At 67.3% G+C, this 16,686-nt stretch carries 13 protein-coding genes; 4 read left to right on the top strand and 9 right to left on the bottom strand.

Going from position 1 to position 16,686, the window contains the following annotated elements:
- Positions 1-81: 81 nt before the first annotated feature.
- Positions 82-2,505, bottom strand: a complete 2,424-nt coding sequence (locus OG804_RS25700) for a CocE/NonD family hydrolase (protein ID WP_328390700.1) — start codon at positions 2,503-2,505, stop codon at positions 82-84.
- 186 nt (positions 2,506-2,691) lie between these two features.
- Positions 2,692-3,282, bottom strand: a complete 591-nt coding sequence (locus OG804_RS25695) for a class I SAM-dependent methyltransferase (RefSeq protein ID WP_328390698.1) — start codon at positions 3,280-3,282, stop codon at positions 2,692-2,694.
- A gap of 91 nt (positions 3,283-3,373) precedes the next feature.
- Here OG804_RS25695 and OG804_RS25690 point away from each other — a divergent pair, with 91 nt between their 5' ends.
- Both OG804_RS25690 and OG804_RS25685 read left to right on the top strand, forming a co-directional pair.
- A complete protein-coding gene (locus OG804_RS25690) occupies positions 3,374-3,955 on the top strand; it encodes a helix-turn-helix domain-containing protein (protein ID WP_328390695.1) in 582 nt (193 codons plus the stop codon).
- A 247-nt stretch (positions 3,956-4,202) separates the two neighbouring features.
- Positions 4,203-4,754 carry a C40 family peptidase gene (locus OG804_RS25685; RefSeq protein ID WP_328390693.1) on the top strand — a complete coding sequence of 184 codons (552 nt, stop codon included), beginning with the start codon at positions 4,203-4,205 and terminating at the stop codon, positions 4,752-4,754.
- Positions 4,755-4,881: 127 nt separating this feature from the next.
- Here OG804_RS25685 and OG804_RS25680 read toward each other — a convergent pair whose 3' ends face one another.
- The gene (locus OG804_RS25680) at positions 4,882-6,048 is read right to left on the bottom strand and encodes a thiolase family protein (RefSeq protein ID WP_328390691.1); all 1,167 of its coding nucleotides are present in this window, start codon (positions 6,046-6,048) and stop codon (positions 4,882-4,884) included.
- A 565-nt stretch (positions 6,049-6,613) separates the two neighbouring features.
- Here OG804_RS25680 and OG804_RS25675 point away from each other — a divergent pair.
- Positions 6,614-7,279, top strand: a complete 666-nt coding sequence (locus OG804_RS25675; protein ID WP_328390689.1) for an EamA family transporter — start codon at positions 6,614-6,616, stop codon at positions 7,277-7,279.
- Between the two features lie 3 nt (positions 7,280-7,282).
- Here OG804_RS25675 and OG804_RS25670 read toward each other — a convergent pair whose 3' ends face one another.
- Positions 7,283-7,885 carry a Fic family protein gene (locus OG804_RS25670; RefSeq protein ID WP_328390687.1) on the bottom strand — a complete coding sequence of 201 codons (603 nt, stop codon included), beginning with the start codon at positions 7,883-7,885 and terminating at the stop codon, positions 7,283-7,285.
- Here OG804_RS25670 and OG804_RS25665 point away from each other — a divergent pair.
- The gene (locus tag OG804_RS25665; RefSeq protein ID WP_328390685.1) at positions 7,861-8,547 is read left to right on the top strand and encodes an alpha/beta fold hydrolase; all 687 of its coding nucleotides are present in this window, start codon (positions 7,861-7,863) and stop codon (positions 8,545-8,547) included. The genes OG804_RS25670 and OG804_RS25665 overlap by 25 nt on opposite strands.
- 161 nt (positions 8,548-8,708) lie before the next feature.
- Here OG804_RS25665 and OG804_RS25660 read toward each other — a convergent pair whose 3' ends face one another.
- From OG804_RS25660 to OG804_RS25640, 5 genes are all read right to left on the bottom strand, one after another.
- Positions 8,709-9,464 (bottom strand): 2'-5' RNA ligase family protein, encoded by a 756-nt coding sequence (locus tag OG804_RS25660; RefSeq protein WP_328390683.1) that lies wholly within the window; start codon positions 9,462-9,464, stop codon positions 8,709-8,711.
- Positions 9,465-9,596: 132 nt separating this feature from the next.
- On the bottom strand, positions 9,597-10,361 hold the full coding sequence (gene narI / locus OG804_RS25655) for a respiratory nitrate reductase subunit gamma (protein ID WP_442941632.1): 765 nt from the start codon (positions 10,359-10,361) through the stop codon (positions 9,597-9,599).
- Complete coding sequence (narJ, locus tag OG804_RS25650; protein WP_328390681.1) at positions 10,358-11,053, bottom strand: nitrate reductase molybdenum cofactor assembly chaperone; 696 nt, start codon at positions 11,051-11,053, stop codon at positions 10,358-10,360. Before narJ ends, narI begins: the two co-directional genes overlap by 4 nt.
- Positions 11,050-12,729: a nitrate reductase subunit beta gene (gene narH / locus OG804_RS25645; RefSeq protein ID WP_328390679.1), complete on the bottom strand. Its 1,680-nt coding sequence runs from the start codon at positions 12,727-12,729 to the stop codon at positions 11,050-11,052. Before narH ends, narJ begins: the two co-directional genes overlap by 4 nt.
- Entirely contained in the window at positions 12,729-16,415 is a 3,687-nt protein-coding gene (locus OG804_RS25640; protein ID WP_328390677.1) for a nitrate reductase subunit alpha, read from the bottom strand. Before OG804_RS25640 ends, narH begins: the two co-directional genes overlap by 1 nt.
- Between the last annotated feature and the right edge of the window lie 271 nt (positions 16,416-16,686).

Here is a 16,686-nt window from a genome sequence, read left to right as displayed (position 1 = left end):
GCGAAACCTTACGACGCGACGACCGACGCGCAGCCGGACCCGGCGAATCGGACGGTGATCTGCGTCATGGTCCGGTACCGGTCAGTTGCCGGCGACCCGCGGCTGTCCGGTGGTGGTGACCGGGCCCGTGGTCGGCACCGGGATTTCGGGTGCGGCCGGCCCGGTGGTTTCTTCCGGGACCTGGGCCTGCCGCGGTGCTACCGGTGGCTGCGCCGGGGGCGCGGCCGGGACGGCCCGCGGCGCCGGAGCGGGCGGGGTCGTGGGATATGCCGGCGGGACCTGGGCCTGCGCGGGCTGTGAGGTGGGGGCCGGAACCTGGTGGGGTGTGGTGGTGGGAACGGTCGGCGGGGTGGGCGCCTGGGCCGGACGCGGCGCCGGCACCTGCTGCGAAGTCGGCGCTACGGCCGACCTCGGGGCGGCCTGGGCCGGTTGGTCCGGGGAGACGAACAGGGGCCGGTCGGTGGGGAGGTTGACGAAACTCGGCGCGGCCGGGTCCAGCGCCAGATGTTGGGGCTTGAGTTCGGTGTTGTTGAGCATGGGCCGGAAGGCCAGCGCCTTGGGCGAATTCCCGGCGAAGACATCGAGGCGCAACCGATGGCCGGGTTCGAGCGCGGCCTGGATCGGAATGACCGCGATATCCAGCGCGACCGGCTGACCGGGCACCACCTGCTGCACGCTGTCGAGGGTGAGCGGGTTGTGCGGTGCGGTGAGGTCGCCGTTCGGTGAGCGGGTGCTACGAGCTTCGTCGATCGCCCGCATCGAGGCGGTGAGCTGCCCGGTGCTCAGCACGGTCGACGTGCCGTCGGGCGCCACATCGTTGACGGTCACGTTCCAGTAGCCGTCCTCGGCGTCGTGCACGGTGTTGAGATGCACATTGATCGGGCCGGACAGAACCGTGCGCTCGGCGATCGTATCGCTGGTGAAGGTGAGCCCGTTGCGTTCGGCGATACGAGAATCCTTGGCGCACATGTCCAGTGCCCCGGTGATCCCCGCCGAGCCCTGCGCCGCGTCCCGTGAGCACAGATTGGTCAGGCCGGGAGCGACCGTGAGCTGGTCCGCGGCGCCCGGGTGCTCGGTCAGCGATCCGTCGTGCACGCTGTCGGAGGTGGTGCCGCTGGGAGCGCTCGACAGGTACACCCGCCGGTGGGTCATCCCCCGCTGCGGGAACTGGTCGAGGACCACCCAGGCGCCGCCCTGTTCCCACACGATCACCGGCCCGTAGTCGGTGATGCCGTTGTCGATGTCCTTGAGCCAGTGGTCGAACCACGCGCGCTGCAGGACGTCCAGTCGCGGTGGGGCCCCGGTCGTTCCGGTCCCGGCACCGGGATTGGCGTGGTAGGTGTCGCCCACGATGAGCTGTTTGCGACCCGGCGGCAACGGAATGTCGTTGTAGAGGGTGGTCGCGCTGTTGGCGAAGATATCGTGCCAGCCGCCGTAGACGAAGGTCGGGACGGTGATCTTCTCCGGATGCCCCATGATGCCCTGCCGGAACGCGCTCTTCTCGTCCAGCGCGTCGGCCAATGCCGGCGGCATATTGCGCAGCGACGGCGTGAGCAGCGCCTGGGCCAGCAGATCGTAATTCGTGGCGGGATCGGCCATCCGGTCGCTGAGCCACTGCCAGTCGAAGGTGCCGTTGAGCATGGCCTGCACATCCGGCATGAGTTTCGCCTGGTTCACCTGGTTCAGCCACAGCGGCAGGAAGGTCACGCCCACACCGCCGCCCGGCGCGACCACATCGCGCATGAGGTCGCTGCCCGGTTCGACCGGGAAAATGGCCTGCAGCGGTTTCGGCGCGTTCTCGGCGGCACGCAACTGGTTGATCCCGGCATAGGAACCACCGCTCATCGCGACCCGCCCGTTGGACCACGGCTGCCGCGCCGACCATTCGATCACTTCCCGGGTGTCGAGTTGTTCGCGCTCGCCCAGGGTGTCCCACAGTCCCTGCGACTGGCCGGTGCCGCGCACATCCACCGAGACCACTGTGTACCCGGCGCGTACGAGCTGACTGTCGAGCCCGAGCACGGTCGCCACGGTGCCGCCGTCCAGGGCGTGCAACAGATCCTCGAAGCCGCTGATCGGGGTCCCGGACAGGTTGATCCGGCGCACCAGGTCCATCGTCCACTGCCGCACTTCGGGATTGCCCATGGCCGAATCGATGAGGCTCGACATCATCTTCGAATACGGCGTCATGGTGACGATCGTGGGCAGCGGGCGGGTCTCCGCCTGACCGCCCGCCGCCGCGGGCCGGTACACATCGGCTTTCAGCACCACACCGTCGCTCATACTGATGAGCACGTCTTTGTCGATCTGCGTCTCGGGATAAGGCTGCGGACCGTCGTGTAGCGCGGTCCACTGCTCGCCCAGTTCGGCCGCCGATACGGCGGGGGCGGTGTCGCGGTCGACGTGGTGACGCGCGGATTGCGCCATCACCACCAGGATCACGGTCAGGACGACGACCACGGTGGCGGCCGCGGCCGCGAGTCCGTGAACCCGGTACAGCCGCATGAACAACCCTCCACCTCGTGGTTCCGGTTTCCGCGCACAGGTGCCGCCGACGATAGCAATCAGCTCTCGCCGAATCGGGTTACGACGCGCGGTCTCGGCCGGATTACGGGATAACGGTGGGAAGGTATCGGCGCGGACGCTTCGCGGTTACGGGCCCGACGGCCGCGAAGCGCCCGCGATCAGGGTTCAGCCCGCGCGCCGCACCCGCAGGACGAGGTCCTTGATCTGATGCCCGGCCGCCGGACGATTGCGGTCGCGCACATCGTCCACCTCGACGGTCCATTCGTCGTCGAGCAGTGCGACGATCTCGGCGGGCTGGTAGTAGGCGTAGGGATCGAAGTGGTGCTGGTGATCCTGCGGTTCGGGGAATTCGGTGGGATCGTGCGAGACGAACAGCAGCGCACCGCCCGGCGCCACCGCGTCGAGCACACCGCGCAGGGTGGCGTGATCGGGTTCGTGCGCGATCGGGAAATAGTGCGCCGAGACCAGATCGAACGACCTCGCCGGCAGCGGCGTCACCGTGATGTCGGCCCGCTGCCAGGAGATCTCCGGATGCCCGGCGGCCGCCCGGTCCAGCGCCACCTGCGAGATATCCACAGCTGTCACCTTCCAGCCCTGTTCGGCCAGCCAGTACGCGTCCGCGCCCTCGCCGCAGCCCAGGTCCAGGACCTGGCCGGGCTCTACTCCGGTCACCTCGGTGACCAGGGCGTCATTGGGCAGCCCGCTGAACCGCTGCTCGCTCTCGCCGTACATCTCGTCCCAGAACTGCTGGTCCATGCGTCTCTCCTGCTCTCCTGTACCGGTCGACCCCAGCATCCACACCATCGAGCGACTTGACAAATTTATTTGCCATAACTGCAATAGAGGCATGCTTCAGGAGTTCGGCGATGTCATCGATGCGATCGGGCCGCGGCTGCGCGAACTGCGCCGCCGCAACGGCACCACACTGGCCGCTCTGTCGGAGGTCACCGGCATCCCGGTGAGCACCCTCTCACGGCTGGAGTCCGGGCAGCGCAAACCCAGCCTCGAGCTGCTGCTCCCCCTCGCCAAGGCCCATCACGTTCCGCTCGACGAACTGGTCGACGCACCGGAGACCGGCGACCCGCGAGTACACGCCCGCCCGGTGACCCGGCACGGCCAGACCTTCATCCCACTGACCCGCAAGCCCGGCGGCCTCCAGGCCTACAAACAGATCCTGTCCGGCCGCGCGGCCGCCGAACCCGACCTGCGCACCCACGAGGGCTACCACTGGCTCTACGTACTCAACGGCAAATTGCGGCTGATCCTGGGCGATCGGGACATGGTCCTGACACCCGGCGAGGTCGCCGAATTCGATACGCACCTCCCGCATTGGTTCGGCAATGCCGACGAGCATCCCGTCGAGTACCTGAGCATCTACGGCCCCCAGGGCGAACGGTTCCACATCAAGGCGAGCTATCGGCCGTCGTAATTTTCCGGACGGCCTCTACGCTGCGGGAACGTAGATAGTTATCGTTTCGTTATCCATCTTGTCCGTGTCGTTTCCGAATCAGCGGCCGATACGGCGAAACATGACTCCCCGGGTTTGCAGGACCGACATATAGCTGTGGTGTATTTCCAACGCTGTTCGAGAAGTCGGTGAATCGCTCGCCGCGCACTTTGCGGTGAAAGTTGTTGTGATCCACCGGCTCTCGACCTGAGCACGGAGGACCGCAATTATGGAGTCAGTACCGCTAGTCCGAAAACACGTGGCCGTCCTGGCCACCCTCGCTGCCGCGGCCGGCGCCTTTCTCTGCACGGCCGCTCCCGCCGAAGCTCGACCGGTCGCAGTTCCCGGTCTCGGCATATTCGAAGTTCCCGATCAGATTCCCCTACCGGCCGGAATCCCCGGCATCGGTTCGCCGCCATGGGCGCCCCAGTTCGCGCCCGCCCCGCCCGTCGGCGATATCGCGGTGGCGGCGGCGCGCAGCAAGCTCGGCGCCCCGTACGTATCCGGCGGCACCGGCCCGAACACCTTCGACTGTTCAGGGCTGGTGAAGTGGGCCTACCAGCAAGCAGGCGTGGACGTGCCGCGCACCAGCTGGTCCCAACTATCCGCCGGCACCCCGGTACCGCTCGACCAGCTACGCGTCGGCGATGTGCTCTCCTACAGCGGCGGTGGACATTCCGCGTTGTACGCCGGTGACGGCCTGGTGATCCACGCGGCGACCTCGACAGTCGAGGTGTCGCCCATGTCGTATTCGCCCGTGGTCGGAGCACGTCGCTTCTGACCCGGGCCGCGCCGCGGTCCCGGAAGTCCGGTGGCAAGCCCGAACCACAGCCCGGGCCCGCGGCGCATCACCACCGAATACCCCGCTGCGGGCCGACGGCCCGGGCGGCGATCGAGAACCGGCCGAGTCAGAGCCGCTCGATGATGGTGGCGTTCGCCAGACCGCCCGCCTCACACATGGTCTGCAAGGCGTAGCGTCCGCCGGTCTGCTCGAGATGGTTGACCAACGTGGCGAGGATCCGCACACCCGAGGCGCCGAGCGGATGACCGAGGGCGATCGCCCCGCCGCGCGGATTGAGCTTCGCCGGGTCGGCCTTCAGCTCGTGCTGCCAGACCAGCGGCACGGGCGCGAACGCCTCGTTCACCTCGTAGGCGTCTATATCGTCGATTCCGAGCCCGGCCCGCTCCAGCACCTTCTTCGACGCGGGCACCACCGCGGTGAGCATGAGCAGCGGATCGTCGCCCACCACCGAGAACGAGTGGAAACGGGCCCGCGCCCGCAGCCCCAGCTTCGCGGCCATCCGCTCGCTCATGATGAGCGCCGCCGAAGCGCCGTCGGTGAGCGGCGAGGAGTTGCCCGGCGTGATGGACCAGTCGATCTCCGGAAACCGCCGCGTGTACTGCTCGTCGGCGAACGCCGGTTTCAGCCCCGCGAGCTTTTCGGGGGTGGACCCGGCGCGAATGGTTTCGTCGGCGGTCAGCTCGCCGGCGGCGACAAGTTCCCGGTCGAATCCGCCGGCCGCAGCGGTCTCGGCCGCCAGCCGATGCGACCGCGCGGCGAATTCGTCGAGGGCGGCCCGATCGAAGTTCCAACGGGCGGCCAGGATCTCGGCCGCCACGCCCTGCTGCACCAGACCTTCCGGATACCGGTGCGCGATCGGCCCGCGATTGGCGTCCTGCCCCTGCGCGTTGGAGAACATCGGCACCCGGCTCATCGACTCCACACCGCAGGCGATGGCGATGTCGTACGCACCCGAGATCACGCCCTGCGCCGCGAAATGCGCGGCCTGCTGGCTGGAACCGCACTGCCGGTCCACGGTGGTGGCCGGCACCGATTCGGGGAACCCGGCCGCGAGTACGGCGGTGCGGGAGATATTGAACGCCTGCTCCCCGCTCTGGGTCACGCAGCCGCCGATCACATCGTCGACCAGGGCGGGATCCAGATCATTACGGGCGATCAGCTCACCGAGCACCCCGGCCAGCAGGGTCGCGGGATGCACCCCGGACAACCCGCCGCCCACCTTGCCCTTCCCGGACGGCGTACGAACCACATCGACGATGACGGCGGACTGCATAGTCGCTCCTGAGATGCTCGTTCCAGCTGATCAAGTTAATGACCGTTCGAAGCTAAGTTAACACGGATTCGCATCGGCCGACCAGGGCCCGCGGCGGCGGCCCGGCCCGCGGCACACCTGCGCGGGACAGGTCGATCCCCGCGATCCGTACCGAAACCGGAAATCCCCGCGGTAAATATTTCGTTAACCGGACCCCCGCAATACCGAGAATCCGCGCATTCCCCGCCTGCGGGAAACCGTGCGGTCGGCTATTAGTTATTTCGAATACTACTGTGACGCCGTGACACTCACTCCCGCAGTAAGTCCCGCCCTATCGAGCGTGTCAGGACGTGGACAGCGAACCCGGAGCATGCCGGCTCCGGTGCTCGTAATCGCCGCGATGATATGCATTCATCTCGGCTCGGCCGTGGCCAAAAATCTGATAGAAATAGCCGGAGCGCATACAACCGTCTGCCTGCGTATCGCACTCGCCGGAATCATGGCGCTCCTCATTTGGCGGCCCTCTTTCCGAATCAGCCCGCGCGCTGTCCCCGGCATTGTGGCGCTCGGCATCGCTATAGCGGTGATGAATCTCAGCTTCTACGCCGCCATCGAACGCATCCCGCTCGGGATGGCGGTCACCATCGAATTCCTCGGCCCGCTGTGCGTCAGCCTTTTCACGTCCTGGCGCCCGGCCAATCTGATACTCGCCGCGGCCGCGGGCGCCGGGGTGCTGTTCCTCACCGATTTCGGGAGCACGGCCTCCTGGACCGGGATCGCCTTCGCAGTGCTCTCCGGCCTCGGCTGGGCCGGCTACATCGTGTTCGGCAAGGCGGTGGCCCGCTACACCGCGACCAACGACGCCCTCGCGCTCGCCCTCGGGCTCGGCACCCTGGTCGCCGTGCCGATGCTGCTGACCGGAGCCGCGGATCTCCGGCTCGACCCCTGGTTCCTGGCGGGGGCCGTCGCGATCGCCGTCCTCACTTCACTCGTCCCGCACGCGATCGAACTGAACGCGCTGCGCAAGATGGATGTCTCGACCTTCGGCGTGATGATGAGCATGGGCCCCGCCGTCGCCGCGCTCGTCGGGCTGCTGCTGCTCGGCGAGGGCCTGCAGCCGCTGCAATGGACGGGCATCGCCCTGGTGGTCCTCGCGAGCGCCGGTGCGACCCTCGCCGACGCCCGCCCATCCGTCCCATCCGAAATCGCGTCGCTGCCCCCGGAAGAGCCTGCCGCGCTGCGGCAGCAGTGACAGTCAGCCGACGACGTAGGGATCGCTCAACGTCGTCGGCGTCCGCGCGACCTCCGACACCGACTCGGGAAACCGCGCACCCGCGACATAGAAGCGGGCGCGAGTGCGCCCCACCGGTTCCAGAATCTCTCTACGCACGAGCTCACGCAGGTCCCGGAGGTTCAGGTTCTCGTAGGCGGTCAGATTGAACCGGATCCACTCCGAGACATCTTGATCCGGCCGGTACTCGCTGCCGCGACGCTTCAGAACCTGGTAGTACTCCCAGGTATTGCCGGGTCGGCCGAGCCATGCCTCGATCGCGGAGAACTCCGGCGCCAGCACGCCCTCCCGCGCGATCATCAACGTCTGCAATGAGCGCGACATCCGGCCATTTCCGTCGGCCCAAGGATGTATGGATACGAGATGCAGGTGCGCCATCGCGGCCCGAACCAGCGGATGCGACGCTTCCGCTGCGTCGAGCCAGTCCACCAATTCGGCCATGAGGTCGGACACCGCCACCGCGTCCGGAGCGGTATACGCGGCGATATGTCGGAGCAGCTGACTACTGTCACGAGCGCAATCGAGCCGTCCGAGGAGAACAGATGAACACCAGACCGCAGGCGACACCGATCCTTTTCCTCAGCGGTGCCGGGCTTCCAGCCTGGATCTGGGACGACGTTCGCGCGTCCCTGCCCGTCGAATCGGTGGTCGCCGCCTATCCGAAGCGCGACGGCGCGACCCTCCACGACTACGCCGACACCGCTCTGGCACAAGCACCCGACGGGCCGTTCACCATCGTGGCGCACTCCATCGGCGGCGTCGTGGCCGGCGAGATCACGGCGATGGCACCCGATCGCGTCGACGGCCTGCTCGGCATCGCCGCGTCGATCCCCGCCGCCGGAACGTCATTCCTCGGCGCACTGCCCACGCCACAACGCTTTGTCGTCGGCGCGATCATGCGGCTCGCCGGAACCCGGCCTCCCGAGAAAGTGATTCGCTCCGGGCTGTGCGCGGGGCTCGGCGACGCCGAGATCGCGCGCGTCGTCGCGGAGTTCGAACCGGAATCGCAGCGCCTCTACCGGGACGGCGTATCGCCGCGCACATTTCCGGCCCGCAGCGGATACGTCACGACCACGATCGACCGGGAGATCCCCCTCGCGTCGCAACGAAAGCATGCCGCCGAGCTCAACCCGGATTTCCGCCGCGAGATGCCGACGGGACACCTGCCGATGCTGCAGGACTCGGCGTCGCTGACGCGGATCCTCCAAGAGTTCGCGGCCGGGGCCTGAACCCGACCGCAAACCCGGTCACTGCATTCGAGAATGCATGCCGCATCGAAGCTCTCGAGGCATCTGAAGATCGGCCGATCCGATCGGTCTGGCAACGGGCCCATGATTTCGGCAAAGCCATCGGACGGTTTCCAGCACGAGCATCAGAGGAGTATCTCGGTTCATTGCAAGTTTGGTCGTGCACCGCTCGCGGCTTCTCTGCGCCGGAGGGATGAGGTCCCGCCCAAGGGAAGCACCGCGAGGTCGGTCCAGCGATATGCCCGTCCTTCGCGCCTCAGCTCGACCAGGTCGACACTGTCCACACGGACCGTCACCGGCGGCAATGCTCGCAACGCAGCGACGTCACCGATCACGGATGCGACGTCGAGAGTCCGGCTGATGTATCCGATCCCGAGGTGAGGTCGAAAGTCTGCGGTTTCGGCGAGCCTGCGGGCACGCTGGGAACCAGCAGTCGCTGCGCGCAACATGTGATGCAATTCGAGCAGCGGATCCCACGGAGTGACGGAAAAGCGCAGCGCACTGCGAGATCCGGTCAGCGGCCCGACCGCGAGCTCGAACGGAGCAAGCGTGGACAGTCGTGCGCTCGCCTCGGCGGTGATCTGTGCGAGCTGTTCATCGGAGACTTGGTCGGCACGACCGAGGCCGAGCAAAGTGACGTGCAGGCCATCCCGGGGAACGAGGTCGATACCGTCGTGTTCCAGACGTTTCTGACACTGCTGTGTGAGGTCGGCCAACGCGGGATCGTGGAAGGTCAGATACCAGTAGTAGCCGGTTCGGCCGGGAGCCCACGCCTTGGTCGTCCAATGATCGGACAGAAATTCGAGGTCGCGGAAGGCCGCCCAGTCGTTCGCACGAATCGCCGCGGCTTCGGCCGTCGAGGAAGGGCGACCGAGCGGAAACGGATGCTTCGCATTCATACAGGCTCCCGCCGTGCTGCGCCCGGATCGACCACGACGGTGAGTTTACGTAATCGAGCAACACCCGCTCGCGGCTTCTCGCACCACTGAGCCCGGCAGTTACCGACCCTGGCGAGCCCGCCGTGCGAGCGTCTACCGGATCCGCTCCCACCCCCGCCGCTCCGGCCGCGACCTCGGCTCGGGATCGCGGCTGCGGTAGACGATGTAGGGCCGGGTCAGATACCCGATCGGCATGGAGAACACGTGCACCAGCCGGGTGAACGGCCAGAAGGCGAACAGCAGCCAGGCCGCGAGGACGTGCAGTTGGAAGCCGATCGGTGCGGCGAGGATGAGATCGGTGTCCGGGCGGAAGGAGAGGATGGAACGGAACCACGGGGAGACCGTCTGGCGGTAGTCGTGCGGGTGGTTGGTGGCGTTGTTGACGACCGTGGTGCCGAAGCCCAGCAGCAGCGTGCCGATCAACAGCACGTACATGATCTTGTCGTTGCCGGTGGTCGACGAGAACACCGGTCCCGTGGTGCGGCGGCGGTAGATCAGAATGGCGGCGCCCGCGAGAGTGGCGGCGCCGGCGAGGATGCCGAGAGCGGCGGACAACGCCTGATAGACGGATTCGCCGACGCCGACCGACTCGGTCCAGCCCTCGGGAATGAGCAGGCCGACGATATGGCCCAGGATCACCAGCAGGATTCCGTAGTGGAACAGCGGGCTGCCCAACCGCAGCAGCCGGTTCTCGTAGAGCTGCGAGGAGCGGGTGGTCCAGCCGAATTTGTCGTAGCGGTAACGCCAGTAGTGGCCCACCAGGAAGATCGCGATAGCGGCGTAGGGCAGCGCGACCCACAGGATGACGTCGAAGGCGCTGACGTCACCGGCTGCGGCGGCATGCAGCGGGGCAATCACCGGCGTGCCCGAGTGTTCATGGCCCCGTCTCCGGCGGGGCCGGGCCGGGCTACGACCGGATCGGGGAGATACTGCGGTGGGGTGAAGGGAGCCAGTCCCACGGCTTCCTCGGGTGGGCCTTCGGCGATGAGCCGGGCTACCGCCTCGTCTTCGGAGCCGACCAGAGCGGGCAAGGTCGCGGTGACCGATTCGAGCACGTCCGCCCAGGGTGAGCCGGTATTCCGCAGTCCCCGGCGCATCACCTCCAGGCCCGCGCGATGCTCGGCGAGCAACCGCAACCCGGCCTCAGCATTGCCCGACGCGGCGAACTCGAGCACCACGGACAGGTGATCGGGCAGCTCGTCCTCCGTCAGCTTCAGTCCGGCGGCCTGGTACGCCTGTTTGAAACGCAGCAGCGCGACCCCGCGTTTGCGGGTATCGCCGTACGCGAAGTAGGTGAGATAAGGGCTGAAACGCTTGCGATGGTCGAAGGTCGCCACATAGTCGGCGGCGAGTTCGAAGACCGAACTGGTACGGACGTGGCCGAGGAATCGGGTCAGCGGGGCGCCGACCGGCGGGGGCAGCGACGCGGCCACCCTCCCCAGCAGTCCGAGATTGCGCCGCAAGGATTCGTCGGGATACCCGAGCAGCAGGGATTGTGCCTGCCAGGCGGCGGCCCGGGTGGCCGGGTCCAGGGGCTTCGCCTTTTTCACAGCCGTTCACCCGCTTCACCGGCAGCCGGATCGTCCTGGGCCGGTGGGAAAAGCCTGTCCGGGACTTTGCCGTCCCAGTTGAGCAGATTCACCCGGCCGTGCCCGCCGACGCTGGTCGCGGTATCGGCGGTCTGCCGGTTGCGCAGCATGCGGAAGTTCTCCACGGCGATGGGCGATACCCCGCCTGAACTCTCGCCGAACGGCCCTGAACCGGTCATTCCCGGACCGCCTTCGTAATCCAGGCTGCATTCGGTGGCGAGTTCTTCCAGGCCGTGCGCCGATTCGGCGTGTGCCGGCGGAATGACGTAGCGCTCATCGTATTTGGCCAGGGCGAGCAGCCGGAACATATCGTAGATCTGTTCCCCGGTCATACCGGCCGCTTCCGCGATGCTCTCCCGCGGCGCCCGGCCCAGATTGATATCGCGCATATAGCTGCGCATGGCGGCCAAACGACGCAGCACGTCGGTGACCGGACCCGGATCTCCGGCGGTGAACAGTTGGGCGAGATAGTCCACCGGAATTCGCAGGGCCTCGATCGCGGCGAAGAGGTTGCCGTGGTCCTCCGCGTCGTGACCCGTATCGCGGACGATATCGACTACCGGCGACAGCGGCGGGATGTACCAGACCATCGGCAGCGTGCGGTATTCCGGATGCAGCGGTAGCGCGACCTTGTACGTGTTGATCAGGGCATAGATCGGCGAGCGGTCGGCGGCTTCCACCCAGTCCCAGGGGATGCCGGCCCGCTCGGCTCCGCGGCGCACTTCGGGATCGGCCGGGTCCAGGAAGACGTCGCGCTGAGCTTCGTAGAGCCCGTGCTCGTCCGGTGTGGCGGCGGCCTCCAGCACTTTGTCCGCGTCGTAGAGAACAAGGCCTATGTATCGCAACCGGCCCACGCAGGTCTCCGCGCACACCGTCGGCATGCCGACCTCCACTCGCGGGAAACAGAAGGTGCACTTCTCGGCTTTGCCGGTGCGGTGATTGAAATAGATCTTCTTGTAGGGACACCCGGAAACGCACATCCGCCAGCCGCGGCAGCGGTCCTGATCGACCAGCACGATCCCGTCCTCGCTGCGTTTGTAGATCGCGCCCGAGGGGCAGGACGCGGCGCAGGACGGATTCAGGCAGTGCTCGCAGATACGGGGCAGATAGAACATGAAGGTCTGTTCGAATTCGAACCGGACCTGCTCGGCGAGTTTGCGCAGCAGCGGGTCCCGGTCGCCGAATTCGGGGGCGCCGCCGAGATCGTCGTCCCAGTTCGCCGACCATTCGATTTTCGTATCCCGGCCGGTGATGAGCGATTTCGGCCGGGCGACCGGGGTCTGCCGCTGGGCGGGCGCCGTGGTGAGGTTCTCGTAGTCGTAGGTCCAGGGTTCGTAGTAGTCGCTCAGTCCGGGCATTATCGGATTGCTGAAGATGCTGAACAACTTCCGCAATCGGCCGCCGCCTTTGAGCTTCAGGTTGCCCTTGCGGTTCAGTTCCCACCCGCCCCGCCAGATGTCCTGATCCTCATAGGTACGCGGATAGCCCTGCCCCGGGCGGGTTTCCACATTGTTGAACCACACGTATTCGACGCCCGACCGATTCGTCCACGCCTGCTTGCACGTGACCGAACAGGTATGGCACCCGATGCATTTGTCGAGGTTCATGACCATGGCCATCTGCGCCATCACCCGCATCAGTAGCTCACCTCCTGGCTGCGACGGCGGATCACCGTCACCTCGTCGCGCTGATTACCGGTCGGACCGAGATAGTTGAACGCGAAAGTGAGCTGGGCGTAACCGCCGATGAGGTGGCTGGGTTTGATGAGCAGCCTGGTCAGCGAATTGTGGATCCCGCCGCGGTGACCGGAGGTCTCACTGATCGGCACATCGATGAGCCGGTCCTGCGCGTGGTACATGTACACCGTGCCGGCGGGCATCCGGTGCGAGACCACGGCCCGCGCCACCACCACGCCGTTGCGGTTGACCGCCTCGACCCACTCGTTGTCGGCGACACCGATCTTCGCCGCGTCCTGGGGCGCCATCCAGATCGTCGGCCCGCCCCGGGACAGACTCAGCATGAACAGGTTGTCCTGGTATTCGGAATGGATGGACCATTTGCTGTGCGGGGTGAGGTAGCGGACGGTGACCCCGAGTTCGCCCACCGAGCCCAGCCCCGGTTCCCCGAACAGCGCGGCCATGTTCAGCGGCGGCCGATATACCGGCAGCCCCTCCCCGAGTTCGGTCATCCAGTCGTGATCCAGATAGAAATGCTGGCGGCCGGTGAGCGTATGCCAGGGTTTGCGGCGTTCGACATTGATGGTGAACGGCGAATACCGGCGGCCGCCCGTTTCCGAGCCCGACCATTCCGGCGAGGTGATCACCGGCACCGGCGCGGCCTGGGTATCGGCGAAGGTGATCCGTTTGCCCTCGTGCGCGGCGGCCAGATCGGCCAGTTCCACCCCGGTGCGCTGTTCCAGGGCACGGAAACCCTGGGTGGCCAGGCGACCGTTGGTGGTACCGGACAATGCCAGGATCGCCTCGCAAGCCTGGATGCCGCGGCGCAGCGAGGGCCGCCCGTCGGCCGGGCCGCCGCGGACCACGCCGTTCTTGTGCCGCAGATACTCGACTTCGGGACCGAAGTCGTAGGTAACGCCCTTGGTGGTGCCGCCCAGCTTTTCCGCGAGCGGGCCGAGCGCGCCCATCTGCGCCGCGACCGCCCCGTAATCGCGTTCCACCACCACCAGTTTCGGCATGGTGACTCCCGGCACCGGCTCGGCGTCCCCGGTCTTCCAGTCCACGACCCGGCCGTGCGGCGTGGCCAGCTCGTCGGGGGTGTCGTGCAACAGCGGAACCGCGACCACATCCTGACGGACCCCGAGGCGGGGGCCGGCGAGCTCGCTGAACTTGTCCGCGATGGCGAGGAAGGCGTCCCAGTCGGTGCGGGTCTGCCACGGCGGCGCGATGGCCGGATTGAACGAGTGCACGAACGGGTGCATATCGGTGGTGTTCAGATCGTGCTTCTCGTACCAGGTGGCGGCGGGCAGCACGATATCGGAGAACAGCGTGGTGCTGGTCATCCGGAAGTCCAGGGTGAGCAGCAGATCGAGTTTGCCCCGCGGGGCGTCCGGTCGCCATTCCACGTCCCGCGGGCGCGCTCCGGCCGGGGTCGGCGAGGCCCGCAACGAGGATTCGGCGCCCAGCAGATGTTCGAGGAAGTATTCGTTTCCCTTGGCGGAAGATCCGAGCAGGTTGGCCCGCCACACACTCAGCACCCGCGGATAGTTCTCGGGTGCGTCCGGATCCTCGCACGCAAAGCGCATACGACCGGAACGTAATTCGGACACCACATACCCGGCCAGGGACCCTCCCGCGGCCGCGGCCGCTTCGACGAGGTCCAGCGGGTTGCGATCGAAGGTCGGATACGACGGCATCCAGCCCAGCCGCGACGCCTGCGCGATCACATCGGCCGTGCTCATTCCCGCCAGCCGGCCACCGCTCCCGGCCGCCGACAGGGTGTCGGCGTCGAACCAGTCGTAGCGGAACTGGTCGGAATGCAGGTACCAGAAGGCGGTCTGGATCATCTGCCGCGGCGGCCGCGCCCAGTCCAGGGCGGAAGCCAGCTGTGCCCAACCGGTGATCGGCCGGCATTTCTCCTGTCCCACGTAGTGCGCCCAACCGCCGCCGTTCACCCCCTGGCAGCCCGTGAGCGTGGTGAGGGTGAGGAAGGCGCGGTAGATCGTGTCGGAATGGAACCAGTGGTTGGTGCCGGCGCCCATGATGATCATCGAGCGGCCGTGACTCTCCTCGGCATTGGTCGCGAACTCACGCGCGATCCGCAATACCGCCGCGGCCGGGACGCCGGTGATCGATTCCTGCCAGGCCGGGGTGTACGGCTCGGCCGGGTCGTCGTAGTCGACCGGCCACACACCGGGCAGCCCCGCCCGCTGCACGCCGTACTGCGCCAGCATGAGATCGAAGACGGTGGTGACCAGATGGCCGTCCACCCGGCGCACCGGTACGCCGCGCCGGACCGTCGCGCCCGCGACGTCGAACCTGGGCAGCCGCACCGGGACCGAATCCGCGCCGAGCAGCGTCAGTTGCGGCAGCACGCCTTCGAGGTCGAGATTCCAGTTCCCGGCGCCGGCCTCGCCGTAGCGGTGCCCGACCGATCCGTTCGGCACGACCGGACGGCCGTCCGCGTCGAGCACCACGGTTTTGAACGCCGCGTTCTCCGCGCCCGCATGCCCGTCGAGATCGGCCGCGGTCAGGAACTTGCCCGCCGCGTAACCGTCGTCGCTCTCCTCCAGACGGACCAGGAACGGCAGATCGGTGAACTGGCGGACATAGCTGGTGAAATACGGGACCTCCCGCTCGACGAAGTACTCGCGCAGCACCACCTGTCCCATCGCCATGGCCAGCGCGCCGTCGGTGCCGGGATGCGGAGCCAGCCATTCGTCGGCGAATTTCACGTTGTCGGCGTAATCCGGGGAGACCGCGACGACCTTCTGCCCCCGGTAGCGCGCCTCGGTCATCCAGTGTGCGTCCGGGGTACGCGTCACCGGGAGGTTCGACCCCCACATGATCAGGTAGCCGGCATCCCACCAGTCGCCCGATTCCGGGACGTCGGTCTGGTCGCCGAACACCTGAGGGGAAGCCACCGGCAGGTCCGCGTACCAGTCGTAGAAGGACAGCATCGTGCCGCCCACCAGCGAGACGAACCGGGAGCCCGAGGCGTGCGAGACCATCGACATCGCCGGAACGGGCGAGAATCCGGCGATCCGGTCCGGCCCGTAGCGGGCGATGGTGTGGATATGTGCGGCCGCGATGATCTCGGTCGCCTCGTCCCAGGTCGCGCGGACGAGCCCGCCCTTGCCGCGGGCCGACTTGTACCGCCGCGCCGATTCGGGATCCTCGACGATCGTCTCCCACGCGGTGACCGGATCGCCGGTGGCCGCCTTGGCCGCCCGGTACATCTCCAGCAGCACACCCCGGATATAGGGGTAACGCACCCGGGTCGGCGAATAGGTGTACCAGGAGAACGCGGCCCCGCGGGGGCAGCCGCGGGGTTCGTACTCGGGCTTGTCCGGGCCCACCGAGGGATAGTCGGTCTGCTGGGTCTCCCAGGTGATGATCCCGTCCTTGACGTAGATCTTCCAGGAACACGACCCGGTGCAGTTCACGCCGTGCGTGGAGCGCACCACCCTGTCGTGACTCCAGCGGTCCCGGTAGAACTCGTCGGCCCGGCGGCCGCCGACCTCGTACATCGCCCGCCGGTCCGGGGAGATCTCGGCCCGGGTGAAGAACCGCCGGGCGCCCACCAGGGCATCGGTCAGTTCGTCGTCGAGTCGCGCGCCACCCGAACCGTGGCGGGAATCGCTCAACGCGCCTCCTTCGAAGCAGGTACCTGCGGTCCGCGGCGGACGCGGCGGTGCGTAGAGTCGCCGGACCCGGCACGGTCGGCGGCGCGCGGAGTCGAAGAGGCCACCAGTACTCCCTCGGGAAGTCGGTCCGGCATGCTCTCGCGCCCGGTGGGCCCGCGGCCCACGACGAACCCGCTCGACGGGCGTTTCGATGGTCGAACGCGGTCGGGGCGCGAGCGCGCGTCCCGGACCGCCGTACTGCGCTATCACTGGCTCACGGCCGTACGGTCGT

Origin of the sequence: Nocardia sp. NBC_00416 (genome assembly GCF_036032445.1) — a bacterium.
Taxonomy (GTDB): Bacteria; Actinomycetota; Actinomycetes; order Mycobacteriales; family Mycobacteriaceae; genus Nocardia.
This window is presented reverse-complemented; position numbering and strand designations above follow the sequence as displayed.

Bases quoted from the DNA above. Each gene is read 5' to 3' on its own strand.
- OG804_RS25700 (WP_328390700.1), bottom strand. From the start codon at position 2,505: ATGCGGCTGTACCGGGTTCACGGACTCGCGGCCGCGGCCGCCACCGTG.
- OG804_RS25695 (WP_328390698.1), bottom strand. From the start codon at position 3,282: ATGGACCAGCAGTTCTGGGACGAGATGTACGGCGAGAGCGAGCAGCGG.
- OG804_RS25690 (WP_328390695.1), top strand. From the start codon at position 3,374: ATGCTTCAGGAGTTCGGCGATGTCATCGATGCGATCGGGCCGCGGCTG.
- OG804_RS25685 (WP_328390693.1), top strand. From the start codon at position 4,203: ATGGAGTCAGTACCGCTAGTCCGAAAACACGTGGCCGTCCTGGCCACC.
- OG804_RS25680 (WP_328390691.1), bottom strand. From the start codon at position 6,048: ATGCAGTCCGCCGTCATCGTCGATGTGGTTCGTACGCCGTCCGGGAAG.
- OG804_RS25675 (WP_328390689.1), top strand. From the start codon at position 6,614: ATGAATCTCAGCTTCTACGCCGCCATCGAACGCATCCCGCTCGGGATG.
- OG804_RS25665 (WP_328390685.1), top strand. From the start codon at position 7,861: ATGAACACCAGACCGCAGGCGACACCGATCCTTTTCCTCAGCGGTGCC.
- OG804_RS25660 (WP_328390683.1), bottom strand. From the start codon at position 9,464: ATGAATGCGAAGCATCCGTTTCCGCTCGGTCGCCCTTCCTCGACGGCC.
- narH (WP_328390679.1), bottom strand. From the start codon at position 12,729: ATGCGGGTGATGGCGCAGATGGCCATGGTCATGAACCTCGACAAATGC.